This window comes from Paucilactobacillus salsurae (assembly GCF_054784995.1).
Map to the genome: position 1 here is coordinate 269635 of NZ_BAAHWX010000003.1, position 14305 is coordinate 283939.

Consider the following 14305-nt stretch of genomic DNA (forward strand, 5'->3'; position numbering starts at 1 on the left):
ATGACATTAATTCTCATGATTTTTTTGCAGTTATTACTACTTTAATATCGATTATTATCATTTGGGGAGATTTCAATGAAAAAGAAGCTATTTATTACATTCATGATGGGGTTATTAGTGATTGGCTTAGCGGGATGCGGACATAAGCAGTCAACCTCGAAACTATTTGGAACCTGGAAGGCTGAAGATGGTGCTGGGACGCGATCCACAATTAAATTCACCAAAAAAACAGTGACAGTAAATGATACAAAATATAGCTATAAGCGTACGGAAGTTGGGTATAAGAATGGCATTCGTTATATTTCAATTGAACAAGATGGCAAAGATTATACGATTGTGTTTCCAAAAAAGAATGATAAAAATCTAGCCTTGATGCTCAAAACAGCCGATACGGATGAACCGCTGAATGGCAGTATGTTATATGCGCTGAACAAAACTAAGAAACCAAATTACGGACAGTATGCTCAAAAGTATTTACATTAAGGAATGTAAGTTGTTTTAGTACTTCAAGACACCTGTGTAGTGTACGTTGAAACGATAGCAACAGATTTGACGGAAGTTCTGTTGGTAGATGCACAAGTGGCGGCGCATTTTAAATTAAATTTGATCCCCAAAAAAGCGATGAATATTGAATTCATCGCTTTTATATTTAGAAGTATCCGTAATAACTACGCTGAACAACCGCGTTATAAACCCAGTTGATTAAGGTAATAAAATCAAATACTGGTAACTCACTAGCACCCTGAATTGCAGCTGCATAGGGTGGCAGATCACTACATTCGAGTAAAATTGCCCCAATTTCAGGATGATTACCCAGTAACTGTTGTGTCGTAGTGATTAATTGTGCACGTAATCCAGCATTATCTAACTCAGTTTCGCCGTAGCGAATCGGGTGAAACTTAGGAAGTGTGCCAATATCCTGAATGACGCAGTCATTAATATCAGCATTTGATTTAGCAAAAAACTTTGCCGTGGCATCTTTGAAACTGGCAACAAACACGCCAATTTTTTGATTGTCTGCCAGTCCTAATTTGATAATTGGTAATTGACTAAGACTGGATAAAAAGACGGGCACGTGCACAGCTTGTTTGACTTCTTCTTGGAAATTAGCAAAGTACCCACACGCGCCAACAATGGCACGTACCCCGCGTTGTTCCAAGCGGCGCGCCGCAGTGATAATCACATCTTTAATTTCAGCCTTGCCTTCAAACAAATCTTCAATTTTAATATCAATCACTTCATAATCCACAGGGAATGAAAATGTGGTGGCATTAGCCACGTTGCCTGGTAGCTTGGGATACACCAAGTTAACGGCAATAATGCCAATGGCATTACCTGCCACTGCTGTGGTTGTTGGCTGAAAGCTTTGATTTAAGCTGACGTCATCGTTTAGTCGCTGTTGATAGCCCATTGCCCATCCTCCGTTCTAGTAAGTACCGTTTTCGAGATAATCTAAGAGTGCTGGTTTATCCAGGTCACCAATCCCGAGATCATCTAAAGTAACGCCGGTTTTATAAAAATCAGTGCCGACCATCGCAGAAGCGATCGTGATCATGCTATCAATGACGTTAGTTGAAACATTAAATTTTTTGCCCAGTTCGTGATAGATATGGCAACCAACCGGGATATCTTCAGTGATGTAGCGATCATGAATATCAAATGGACCGGTACCGATGGCCATTGGGTATTGTTCATCAAATGGGACTGCAGCACCGTCACCCATGTACTCAGGACCGAGAATGTTCGATCTAGAGAAGAAATCTTTCTTGTCATAATGTTGAACATCGACCCCAATCGTGTGTGCCAATTCAACTTCTTCAGAATAAAATGAGTATTGCACTTCTGAAATAGACTCACAAAAAGCATAAGAATAAATTGAGTATTTAGAGCTATCATTACCGCCAAACACGCGGCCAAAGTTTTCCATGACACCGACACCTAGTAGTGTGCCGGGACAATGTAAGACCGGATTGACATTACTGAAACCAATGTCTAGGACTGTCTTACCGGAAGCAGGCCCGTCCCCAAAAGTCACAGAATCAAAACAACCCAAATGTGCTGAACTAGCTAAAAATTCCTCTTGATCAGTTGAAGGAAGAGAAGCACCTCGAAGAGAGATAGCTCGATAACGTAATAATACGCGCGAGGTATCCACACCAGCTTCTTTGATGATTCGTGTTCCATAAGGAGCACTGGACCACCCACCGATGATCACTTTTTTGGTACTTCCTAGTTCACGCATTTTTTTACGAAGCTTCAGGGAACCAAAGTTGTCTGGAATAATATGGACAATCACACCGTCTTCAAGTAATGGGACTAATTTTTCAAAGAAAGCGTTATGGCCAATCGATGGAATTGCCACAATAATTAATTGGGCACCACTCACCACTGCAGCTAAATCAGTTGACACTAAGTCAAATTTTGCTGTACCAGAACGAGTGAAATTGTACTTATTCCATTGTTTACCTTCCAAGGTAATACCAGTACGATCGAGATTTTTCAACGATGTTTCTGCAAATTCAGGTAAATCGTAGAGACGTACTTGGTTACCGCCTAATTTACAATCAGCGGCGACGGCGCGACCAACAGCACCGGCACCTAAAACGGCTACTGTATAGTTACTTAAATCGTGTTGTGTCATAAACGTAAATCCTCCTCAAAATGTGTATTTAATTAACGTTTTGGGACAAAAAAAGCCCCACAATTGGACTATCATCCAATTGTGGGGCGACTATGGCCGCGGTACCACCCAATTTATGTATTCAAAAAATACACACTCACATACTGACATATGCTGTACGAATAACGGGTACCACCGATTAAAGTTCGCAATAAATGCTTGCTTCAATAAAAACTCCAAGACCATCTTCATTTGCCATGCGTTGCTACATTTCACCAAACCGTAGCTCTCTTAAAACGTCTTAGCAAATTACTCATCTCATCAACGTTATAAATTGTCACGATTTTAAACTGTTCATAGAATGATTGTCAATAGGCAAAATTAAAATAAATTTTTTAAACACGAATTCTACTATAGATGCCAAAGATTAAAAAAATTTAATTTTAAAAAGATGTTGACATTTCAAGATATGTGTCGGTATACTTCATTTCAACATTAAAAGTTGATGAGAAGAAATGAGTAGTTTGTCAGCCATGCAAAGAGAGTTATCACACGCTGAAAGATGACCTTGGGGAGCAGATGAATATGGTTTCTTAGTATCAATTTGTAGACGAGTTAATTTAATTAATCTGCAATGGTGGGGCCATTATCCCTGGAGTTAAAAACTCATTGAGGCAATTGTCGTTATGGCAATTGTGAATTTAGGTGGCACCACGAAGCTTTCGTCCTAATTAGGCGAAAGCTTTTTTTGTCGAAAAAAATTAACTAGTCAAACTATTTGGGAGGTTTATGAGTATGAAGATTAAGAAGATTTTTGGTAGTTTAGTAGGTGTCTTAGCAATAGCAGTGGTTTTAGCAGGATGTGGTAAATCTACGAAGCAAACAACCATTACGGTTGGTGCTGCAAACATTCCACACTCCAAAATTTTGGAACATGTGAAACCAGAATTAAAAAAAGAGGGTGTTAATTTAAAAATCAAAGTATTTCAAGATTACGTATTGCCTAATAAAGACTTAGCCAATGGTGATCTAGACGCGAACTACTTCCAACACACACCATTTTTAGATAATTGGAACAAGGAAAACAATGGTAGTTTGGTCAATGTTGGAAAAGTGCACTTGGAACCAATTGGTATCTATTCTAAAAAATATAAGAGTCTCAAAGATTTACCAAACGGTGCCACATTACTTGTCAGCAATAATATTGCAGACTATGGTCGTGTTTTGACACTATTAAAAGATGCGGGACTGGTAACTTTGAAACCGGGAACAAAAATTACCACTGCTACGTTTGATGACATTAAAGATAATAAACGAAATCTAAAGATTAAACACAATTTTGAACCAAAGCTCATGACTGAATTTTATGATAAGGGTGAAGGGGATGCTGTCGTCATCAATGGAAATTATGCTGAACAATCTGGTATCAATCCAACTAAAGATTCAATTGCGTTAGAAAGTAAAACATCACCTTATGCTAACATTGTGGCAGTTAAGAAAGCCGATAAAAATAAACCGGCCATTAAAAAGCTAGTGAAGGCTTTGCAATCGAAGAAAACACAACAATGGATTAAAACAAAGTATCATGGTGCGATTGTGCCGGTATATCCTAACGGTAAATAAGAGTTTTCAGTAAAATCAAATAAAAAATCACTTTTTGAAAAATGTGATTTTTTGTGCGTTTGAAAGAAAAAACGTTGATTACAGTAACTATTTAATTATCAGTGGATCTCTATCGTGATCCTATAAAATAATATAAAATTACAAAATTTTTTAAAAACAACAAGAATCAAATATTGGTATACAATGACTACTCAAAAAGTATTTACGCTATAATAACGCTATAAATTCTTGGGAGGTATTGGATTTTGAATGCGAAAGGTTTTTCTAGTCGATTTAGTAAGGTTGATAGTTTTGCGAATTGGTATGAACCCGAAAATTCAAAAGTGCTTGAAAAAAAGGATCAACCTGGCCGTAATGAATTTTTTGAAAAGTTTTATAAGAGCCAACCGTTGGGTTTTCCAAAAAATAAATTAAAGGAATTTGACAGTTTTACTGATGAACAATGGCGAAATAAAACGCATAGTGTCAAATTTGTGTTGGTTGGTTTAAATCCTGGAAATGCAGGAGTTGGTGCGGGGCGATTTAATAATTTTCATGGAGATCCTGCTAGCAAAGATTACAACATTCAAGTTTTAGTATATGGAACGCCAATTGATGGTGCTTTTATGACGGATCTAAATCAAAGCAAGGATGAAAGTGATTCTTCGAAAATTAAAATTCAACATACTGATATTGAAAATTTATATGATCATTTGGAAAATCTTGAAATTTCAGATGAGGCAATTATTATTGCGATGCACTCCAAGGTACGAGATGCTTTAAAAACAAAATTTGCGCAAAATATTCATCCATTTGATAAAGATAGACAATATATTGCCCATTACAGCTATCGTTACAAAAATCGGGATACAACCTCTGTAGAATCTAGAAAAACTTTGGAAAATCTCTATTGATTAATACAGACATTCATAACTTAAAAACACCAGCTGAATAAAAACTAGCTGGTGTTTTCATATTTATATTGATGAGATTGCTCGATTGATTCTTCTTTCATTGTAAAATAGTAATACAACAAACATCACCACATAAATGGCTAGTGGAATCCAGACATAATTAACATTAATCATATGAAGCGTTGCGGTGTTTTGGGCATGATTAGAAACATACCCAGATAATTGAAACAGACCGGCAGTAATCATACCACCAATTCCAAGCCCCATATTGACACCCAAATTATCAGTCGAGGCAAGAATCCCTTCAGCTTGAATGCCCATGGTCGTCCCATAACGAATGGTGTCGGCAATCATAATGGAAACTAAGCCGACGATAATACCATGACCGATGGAATTGATAAAAATGCCACTGAATAATACGGGTAATGTATGCAGGTAGACCCCAGCTGTGAGAATTAGTTGACCCACAAATGCTGTCACAATTCCCGACAACATGGTTTCTTTTTTGCCGGTGATTCCCGAAATCTTGATAATGAGTAGTACACCGATTAATGACGCAAGCGTGAAACTATTAGCTAAAGGCACTAACCCTTCGTTATGCAAAGTATATTTGAAGTAATAAATGGCCGTCGAGTTCTTAATCGCAGTGACCAACCAAAATAGAAAGATCACAACTGAAATTACAATCCATGGATCGTTGTGGCGCACCATTGCCAAAGCTTTACGCAGTGGTTGATGTGATTTCTCATGATCCGTAAATCGTTCACGCACATGCGCAAATGTGTTTAAAATCAAAATTAACGAAATAATACCAAACAATGAAATCGTCAGTAGGAATCCTTTTTGCTGATTACCACGTCCGAAAAATGCGACAAGTGGCAGCGTAAATACTGACACAATAATTTGAACTGAACTGCCAAAGAATTGTCGAATCACGCCGAGCAAGGTTAGTTCTTTTTCGTTTTGCGACATGGTCGGTAAAATCGATGTGATTGGCAAGTTGACGGCTGTGTATAAGAAACCAAGTCCTAAGTATGTGACGTAAGCCCAAGCCAGCTTGCCACCGGCTGAAAAGTTAGGCGTCACAAAGGTCAAAATGGCAAACACAACGTAGGGCAGTGCATACCATAAGAAAAACGGACGACTCTTACCCCATTTGGAATGGGTGTGATCAATCATGACGCCAATCACGAAGCTTTCAAGCACGTCACAGATGCGAGCTACGACGAATAAAATGGCGACGGCACCGGCTGATAAACCGTAGACGTCGGTATAAAAGAAGAGCAAATAAGTGGTCATGACCTGAAAAACTAGATTATCGGCGGCATCACTGAGTCCGTAACTAATTCGTTCAGGCCACTTAGTTTGAAAATTTTGCACGGAATTCACTTCCTAATTAATTACTGATCATCATGGTTGAAGCGTTGATACAATTGATCTGAAACAATATCAATTGTCCGCATCCAGGCGATATGACCGAGTGCTTCTGAGATGTGTTCTTCGGCTGGTTGATCCTTAGCCCGTGGAATGGTGCCTAATGCTGGTAAGATACCATGATGAAATGTGCCGAATAAAACTAGTCCAGCTGCCGTTCCGTGACCGGCACTAATGGCAGGTACATAGTGTTTGCCGACACTATAAAGTACTGCGAAGGTTGTTGAGAAACCGAAATGCATTAAGTAACTGACAAATGGTTCTTGATGGCCTGAATAAGTGTAGGTCGCGTGGGTGACTGAAGCTGGTACGCCCATTTGTTCCAGGAGTTGTTGTGGGGGATTAGTTGCATCACGTTCAGGGGTGCGCGGTGGCAACAGATTTTCCCAGCCGAGTTTAACGAGTCCAGAAACGACACCGGCGACGGTTCCTGCCAAAACTGCTGATTTCATATTGATATGTTGGGTCATATTAATCGTCTCCTTTGATAAGATAGTCTTATTATAAGGGTTTGACTTACTGTTTGTTAGCAAAAACGCTTAAAAATATCGTAGACGATTGTTTCTGACGGTCAATCGCGGTATGATGAATTCGTTGAAAGCGCATACTTTCGTAAACTAACATGTAAAGGACGCGAGGAAATGTTTTTAATTGATACCAGTAGAAATGGTAAACCAGTTTATGATGCCACGATTAATCAGTCTCTCGATAATTATTTAGTTAACGATTTACGGTTGAAAGGCCACGGCCTGATTGTGTATATTAACCGCCCATCAGTCATTGTCGGGGTAAATCAAAATGCGTATGCCGAAGTTGATTTACCTTATTTAAAAGAACACGACATCAAGTTAGTTCGTCGGACCTCTGGTGGTGGAGCGGTCTATCACGACTATGGCAACATTATCTTTGAAAACATTGTGATCGGTGACGATGGCAATTTTGGTAACTTCCATGCGATTGCCGACCCGATTTTAGACGCTTTACATGACTTCGGGGCAACTGATGCGCAAATGCGTGGGCGTAACGATATGGTGATTAATGATCAGAAGTTCTCAGGAATGACTATGTTTAAGGTCGGCGATTCCTATGCCGCTGGTGGGACGTTAATGTATGACTTGGATATGCAAGCTGCTAACGAAGTACTGACGCCTGAAAAGGATAAGTTGGCTTCTAAGGGTGTTGCTTCAGTTAATTCACGAGTGACAAATGTTAAACCATTCTTAAAACCTGAATACCAAAACTGGTCAACTGAGGAATTTAAAGAAGCTTTGATTTGCCATATGTTTGGTGTTGAGAAGATGGACGATATTGAAACTTATCATTTAAATGACCATGATTGGGAAATTATTGATCAACGCTTAGCTGGTAAATATGATACGGATCAATGGAACTATGGTGAAAATCCTGGTTACAAGGAATATCGGTCAAAGCACTTTGATATTGGCACCGTGGCATTTAACTTTACCGTTAAGGATGATAAAATCGCTGAATTTAAGATTTACGGCGATTTCATTACTGGTGGTGACATTACCAAGATTGAACAACAAGTGACTGGGGCCGCTTTTGATCGCGACAGTTTGACCAAGGCATTTGAGGCTGGCGATTTGGCAGCTAACCTTGGGAAAATTGAACCTGAAAAGCTTGCTGATTTAGTCTTATCCTAAGGGAGAAACGCTATGACAGAAAAAGTGGAAAATCCATATTGTCATCAGGGGATGCAATGTCATGATGGTTGTACCTGTTCAGATGCCAACGGCATTTGTCAGTGTCCAATGTTAGATGATAAGCGATGTATGTGTGATGGCATGTGTGAAGCAAAACATGAAGCCAAGTAATTGATGATTTAATATTCAAGATTAGTGCAAATAAATTTGATAACAGAATAAAAATATCAGCAGTAGCATAAGCGTCTGAAAAATATTTTCAGACGCTTATTTTTTGCTTATTTTTTAATGATAAAAGTGCTAATAAGTGGTTAAAGTGCGATTTAACTTTGCTTTTGTAAGTGAATAGAGAAAAATGTGATGCAGAAATTAATAACGCTTTTAACCTTATAATGCCGGCAAATTAGTGTTATATTGGTATTTTTATCGGAAAATTATTAGAATACGTTAATTTGCCAGAAAAAAATTAGAAAAATCCGCGCTATTTCAGATGAAAATATTCAATAATGGTGTCGTAGGAGAAAAAATAATCTTAGAAATATAGGTGATATTAATATGACAAATAATAAAACACAACATGGAACCAATTACTCAAAGTTAGTTCTAACATTGTTAAGCTGTACTGTAGCCTTGGGAGCTGCCAGTTTAGCTGATAAAAAAGTTGTCCATGCGGATGCACCGACTAGTGCGGCTACTAGCCAGGTAGTACCTACTGCACAAACTGACACAACTACAAGTACACCAGTTAACACCGAAACCGGTGATACAACCCAGAGTACTAGTAGTCAAACACCAGCTACTGCAGCAGAAAATAACCAACAGACCGCTGCTGCTAGTACTGACACAGAAAACACAACCGGTGCATACGTTAATCCGTATGTATTTACAAGAAATCAAAATAGAGAAGATGCGAACGTCCACGGTGGGTACACAACTTCTGATGTTTCTAAAGTAGATTTCATTGTCAACGGCACCAATGTTGGGTCAGCATGGCCGGATACAGAGCATAATTATAGCTTTTACATTCGTCCATATATTACTTCTGTTAATGATCAAGTAACGATTAATGCTTTAGATGTTAACGGAAAAATCGTCAATCAAACACAATTGCCCATCGAAGCACCTACAGGAACAGTCACTGTTGAAAATAGTGACTACAGACTAGATAACAGTTCATACGGACCTCTGATTATTTCTAAGACTGGTGATGTTGCCCACGTTCAGGTAGTTATTTCGATAACGGCTGATGGTAAAGTTGTCCATACAGAATCACTATTTCTAGATCCATATCTAGATGTTGCTTATCCCATTAACATTAACGATGAAGAATTAGAATATGCACATCTTCCCATTTTGAGCTACTTTGTTGATGGTAATTTAAAGGCTTTGTATAATAATGGCAAAGGCGTTTGGGATGGTACTGGGGCAAACGTTGATCTTGAGGTAGTTGGATATGACGATTACACAACCCCCGAGGGCAAGCTGGACCCCAATGAGATTACCAGAGTGAAAGTACCAGTTGTCGGGCCACAGGATGAAATGACCGCTAATCAAGCAGGGGAAGCTATTTTTCCAAAAGAAGAAGTGACTCATTTAAATATCGCCGCTGCAGCACCAGCGGATTCAAGTAGTACCTCAACGACAAGCACTTTTGTACCATTAGATCCTTCCGCAACAACAATTGAAATTAACAGCCAAACTTTCCCAGACGAAAACTTCAGAAATTACGTCATCAATCATGTGGCGTTTGGCAAAACCACAGTGAGTCTTGCTACGATCCAAAATATGAAATATTTGGATATCAGTGGTCAAGGTATTAGTGATCTCACTGGTATTCAGTATTTCACTGGATTAGCTCAGCTTTATGCTAACGATAATAAACTGACTTCAATCGATACCTCCAAAAACACTAATTTAAAATATCTAGATGTCAGCAATAATCAGTTAACTTCTTTAGACGTATCAGCCAATAAGGCTTTAGAGCAATTGAGTGCGTACACTAACCAACTAACTAACTTGAATGTTGACGGTAATGCTAATTTGCTTTACCTATTTGCTTATAATAATAAATTAGCAAAAATTGACGTTTCCAAAAACGCTAATCTTCAGGTACTAGATGTCCATGACAATCAATTAACTAAAGCAGGATTAGATGTTACCAACAATTCAGCACTTCGAGTTCTTTGGGCACATAAGAATAACTTAGAAGATATTGACGTTTCTAAGAACGCGAAACTAACTGATTTATTTGTCGCTGCAAACAAATTAACTAGTTTGGATATTACTCACAATCCAGCATTAGTTCACTTAACCTCTTATGGTAATTCAATCGCCCAATTAGATGTTTCCAAAAATCCAACATTGACTGAAATTGGTAGTTATTCACAATATCTAAATGCTGATCTTGGGCAAAATGCTGCAGGACAATATACCTTGGATATGAATCCGATTAGTGGAGAAAAAGATGTTAAATCAACTAATTTAATGTACGCTAAGGATTGGACATTCGATACCAATACTGGTGTTGCAACATATACAGGATCAGGTGTTCCGACTGAAGTGGCAATGGTTTATGATATTCGTAGTGAGGGTGAAGCGCAGAATCCAGTATTAGCAGAAACATTAAAAAGCTATCCACAGATTGCTTTGATCACGCTTAAAGCTCCTGCTAAGGAAACAAACCCAACAGATACCACCGACCCAACGGATACCACAAATCCAAGTGATACCACAAATCCAAGTGATACCACAAATCCAAGTGATACCACAAATCCAAGTGATACCACAAATCCAAGTGATACCACAAATCCAAGTGATACCACAAATCCAAGTGATACCACAAATCCAAGTGATACCACAAATCCAAGTGATACCACAAATCCAAGTGATACCACAAATCCAAGTGATACCACAAATCCAACGGATACGACAAATCCAACGGATACGACAAATCCAACGGATACGACAAATCCAAGTGATACAACAAACCCAACAGATACAACTAATCCAAGTGATACCACAAATCCAAGTGATACAACTAATCCAACAGATACCACAAATCCAAGTGATACAACTGAAATAACAAGTTCAGTAGATTCAAACAATTTGAACGAAACTACTAACTCATCAGAAGCCGCCATTTCGACTGTAACTCCTCAAAAAACAACGACAGCCGCAAATAGTAAAACAGTTGGAACAACTCAGCAAGCAAACAAACAATTACCACAAACTGATGAACAATCAGCAACATGGATTGCAGAACTTGGCATGAGCTTACTAGGATTCTTGGGCTTATTAGGATTCGCAAAACGTAAATCAACTAAATAAAGTATTACAAATGTACGGTGAAACTCTGAATCTTTGATTCGGAGTTTTTTTGTCGTTAAAAAGTAGTTAGTACAAAGCCGGAAAATATATCAATTAATTATTAAATTATTATTAATTAATTATTTAATTATATGGAATCATTTTAAAACTGGTGCTATAATTCACTCAGTTAGGTATAGGTACAGCTTTTTTATTACAATAAAGCAACATGGCCTGTATTGAATGTATTTTAAAAGGATGGAGTGATTATTAGAATGGGGAAGAATAACTATAAGTACCAGAAACTTGTCCAAGATTCAGCAACAGTGAAATCTCGCTATAAACTGTATAAGTCGGGTAGAAATTGGGTTGTCGCAGGAATTGTTTCGGCAACTTTATTGTTCACAACGCCGACAGTGTTGGACAAAGTAAGTGCGGTTCATGCGGATGAATTAACTGATCCAGCACAAACTAGCTCAAGTGCACCTGCCAGTGATAGTAGCTCGGCAAGTGAAGCAACACTGAAACCAAGTGCTGATTCACAGGCTACTAAAACTGATGATGCAAATAATGCAACCGCTGACAAAACAAGTGACTCAGCTACGGCAACACCTGCTACGACCACACCACAAAAAAAGGTTCAAGTGGATGCTGAAAGTACCAGCACAATTTCATCACCAACTGCTAAAGTGACAGATACATCTTTATTAGCTGGTATTGATCAATTAAAACTTGATGTAACCGGTACGTACGCAGATAACGCTGACATCAAAGCAGGTTCAAAAATTGCAATTAGATTTACGAACCCAAGTAGTTTGAAGCTTGACTCATTTGCTGACACGCAAGGCGCTTCTGACCAGAACGTACCAACTTATTTGACCAGAGTGGTCGATGCTGCAAATGGTGTGATTTATTATGTGTACAACACAGATATCACACAGGCTGGGAGTTTAGGATTTTCATTATCAATTCCAACAGTTAGTGCAGGTCAAAGTAACGTTGTCACAACCTTGCAAGATCCAAATGGCAAAACTATTATTAATTTTGATACACCAGAAAGTACAGTCACAATCGTTGACCCTGAAACATCTGGTAGTACAATGGTGATTTTTCCAACTGATCAAGGTGAACTTAACCAAGCTACTAAGATTAAAGGAACCAACACACCAATTAATGATGAGACAGATAGACCAGGAGGAGATGTCAAAGGGAACTTACTAAACATTAGTGCTCCTGGCGAATATTTACCTGATGGTAATTTAATTCCTGTAACCAGTGAATTGCGGTTAAAGGATTGGCAAGATGGTGACAAGTACATGAACACGGCAACATTAGAAAACATGCAAGCTAATGTTGCGGCAGACGGTACAGTTGATTTGCCCGGATTATCAAGTTTTAACGATAATACCGGTACAGTTGCGGGAGGTTGGAGTAGTGAACCGTTCATTGGTGTTATTAAAACATCTGGGCAGCTTTCATATGTTGAAAATAGTTTCAAGGTAACCGACAAAGAAGCCGGCACAGATTTAACTGACACGTTTGTAGTTTATAAAATTAGTGATGGTCTTTACGGGTTTACACTCAATCCGGATACGACTGACAGTCAAGGGTTTAGCCCAGCTTGGTCGCCAACAATAAAGCACGACTTTGTATTCACTTACGATTTGCAAGCAGCTAGTGTCAATTTAGATCCAAGTGTCGATACTGCTTCAGAACAGATGTACTGGGTCACTCTCCCTGCATCGACCGCAGATAGCATAGGTTTCCTTGGTGACAATACGACTTTTGATTTAACTTACAATCAAAGTCCATCATCAACAAAATTCAAACCAAGAATTTCAGGTTTATCGGATCGTAACTTCCCAACCGGTGTTGCATTGACAAACGCTGACTTATTAACAAATGTGACTGCCAATGACGTGGAAGATAAAGATTTAACATCTAAGCTTGTAATTACTGATTTAGGAGGTCTAGATCTTGATTCTCCAGCGCTAGGTGACTATACTATTTCGGTTCAAGTCACAGACTCTGATAAGAATACAACGTATGGTACTGAAAAAATTTCGATCAAAAACCCAGAATATTTCAATGTTACCTACATTTATTACAATGACGATACCAAAACAGTCATGAGTCAGACTGATCCAGAAAAAGAAATGTTATCAACCTTAGTTCAGAAGAATGCCGAACTCCCGGGTTATACATTAGTTTCTGTTGATGGCGCTGATCCATATAAAGATGCTAACGGTAAGCTTATTGGAGCAACTGTTTTATGGAACCAAGATCGAACTGTTACTTTCCATTACACAAGTAATCCAGCAACGGCTATAGTTAATTATGTTGACCAAGACAATGACGGTGCAATAGTTGCTACGGAAACATTACCTGGTAAAACAGGCGATGCAATTCCATTCGATACAGCAGCATATATTGCCAAAACTGCCGGTACTGAAAATGATTTAACTAACTATGAAATAGTTACTGATGAAACTACTACGCCAACGAATTTTGACACAACTGATGATGGGACAACAGTAAGTCAAACCTTTAAAGTAGTTTTGAAACATAAGCATAAAACTGTACCTTCAACTGATCCAGACGCGTTGACGACAAATTATGTTGTTAACTATACAGTTAATGGATGTAAGCTGATTCCTGAGACAACTTTTAAGAGAGCGTATAATGAATAAATCGTCTCTCAAAAGGAAGGAATTTTTACATGCCAACTCGTTACGACAAAGAATTCAAACAAAACATCATCAACC

Annotated in this window: 11 protein-coding genes and 1 other annotated feature; of the genes, 7 read left to right on the forward strand and 4 right to left on the reverse strand. The window is 38.4% G+C overall.

All coding sequences use genetic code 11. The features are described from left to right. Positions 1-75 precede the first annotated feature (75 nt). A complete protein-coding gene (locus tag ACYVQZ_RS04880) occupies positions 76-483 on the forward strand; it encodes a glycosyltransferase (protein ID WP_461240277.1) in 408 nt (135 codons plus the stop codon). Between the two features lie 166 nt (positions 484-649). Here the strand turns inward: ACYVQZ_RS04880 and ACYVQZ_RS04885 are convergent, their stop codons facing one another. Both ACYVQZ_RS04885 and ACYVQZ_RS04890 read right to left on the reverse strand, forming a co-directional pair. Beyond that, entirely contained in the window at positions 650-1411 is a 762-nt protein-coding gene (locus ACYVQZ_RS04885) for an aspartate/glutamate racemase family protein (RefSeq protein WP_461240278.1), read from the reverse strand. A gap of 15 nt (positions 1412-1426) precedes the next feature. Continuing rightward, the gene (locus tag ACYVQZ_RS04890; RefSeq protein ID WP_461240279.1) at positions 1427-2641 is read right to left on the reverse strand and encodes an NAD/NADP octopine/nopaline dehydrogenase family protein; all 1215 of its coding nucleotides are present in this window, start codon (positions 2639-2641) and stop codon (positions 1427-1429) included. Positions 2642-2720: 79 nt separating this feature from the next. Beyond that, positions 2721-2954, reverse strand: a binding site (T-box leader). 461 nt (positions 2955-3415) lie between these two features. On the opposite strand from ACYVQZ_RS04890, the gene ACYVQZ_RS04895 reads away from it, so the two are divergent. Together ACYVQZ_RS04895 and ACYVQZ_RS04900 are read left to right on the forward strand one after the other, a co-directional pair. Beyond that, positions 3416-4243, forward strand: a complete 828-nt coding sequence (locus ACYVQZ_RS04895) for a MetQ/NlpA family ABC transporter substrate-binding protein (RefSeq protein ID WP_461240280.1) — start codon at positions 3416-3418, stop codon at positions 4241-4243. 245 nt (positions 4244-4488) lie between these two features. Further along, complete coding sequence (locus ACYVQZ_RS04900) at positions 4489-5136, forward strand: hypothetical protein (RefSeq protein WP_461240281.1); 648 nt, start codon at positions 4489-4491, stop codon at positions 5134-5136. A gap of 63 nt (positions 5137-5199) precedes the next feature. On the opposite strand, the gene ACYVQZ_RS04905 is transcribed toward ACYVQZ_RS04900, so the two are convergent. Together ACYVQZ_RS04905 and ACYVQZ_RS04910 are read right to left on the reverse strand one after the other, a co-directional pair. Then, on the reverse strand, positions 5200-6516 hold the full coding sequence (locus ACYVQZ_RS04905; protein WP_461240282.1) for an MFS transporter: 1317 nt from the start codon (positions 6514-6516) through the stop codon (positions 5200-5202). Between the two features lie 20 nt (positions 6517-6536). Beyond that, the gene (locus ACYVQZ_RS04910) at positions 6537-7040 is read right to left on the reverse strand and encodes a YagU family protein (RefSeq protein ID WP_461240283.1); all 504 of its coding nucleotides are present in this window, start codon (positions 7038-7040) and stop codon (positions 6537-6539) included. A gap of 171 nt (positions 7041-7211) precedes the next feature. Here ACYVQZ_RS04910 and lplA point away from each other — a divergent pair, with 171 nt between their 5' ends. The 4 genes from lplA (at position 7212) to ACYVQZ_RS04930 (ending at position 14230) form a co-directional block, all read left to right on the forward strand. After that, the gene (lplA, locus tag ACYVQZ_RS04915) at positions 7212-8234 is read left to right on the forward strand and encodes a lipoate--protein ligase (protein ID WP_461240284.1); all 1023 of its coding nucleotides are present in this window, start codon (positions 7212-7214) and stop codon (positions 8232-8234) included. A 12-nt stretch (positions 8235-8246) separates the two neighbouring features. After that, positions 8247-8405: a hypothetical protein gene (locus ACYVQZ_RS04920; protein ID WP_461240285.1), complete on the forward strand. Its 159-nt coding sequence runs from the start codon at positions 8247-8249 to the stop codon at positions 8403-8405. Positions 8406-8789: 384 nt separating this feature from the next. Next, complete coding sequence (locus tag ACYVQZ_RS04925) at positions 8790-11561, forward strand: immunoglobulin-like domain-containing protein (RefSeq protein ID WP_461240286.1); 2772 nt, start codon at positions 8790-8792, stop codon at positions 11559-11561. Positions 11562-11815: 254 nt separating this feature from the next. Next, the gene (locus tag ACYVQZ_RS04930) at positions 11816-14230 is read left to right on the forward strand and encodes a mucin-binding protein (protein ID WP_461240287.1); all 2415 of its coding nucleotides are present in this window, start codon (positions 11816-11818) and stop codon (positions 14228-14230) included. Positions 14231-14305: the final 75 nt, after the last annotated feature.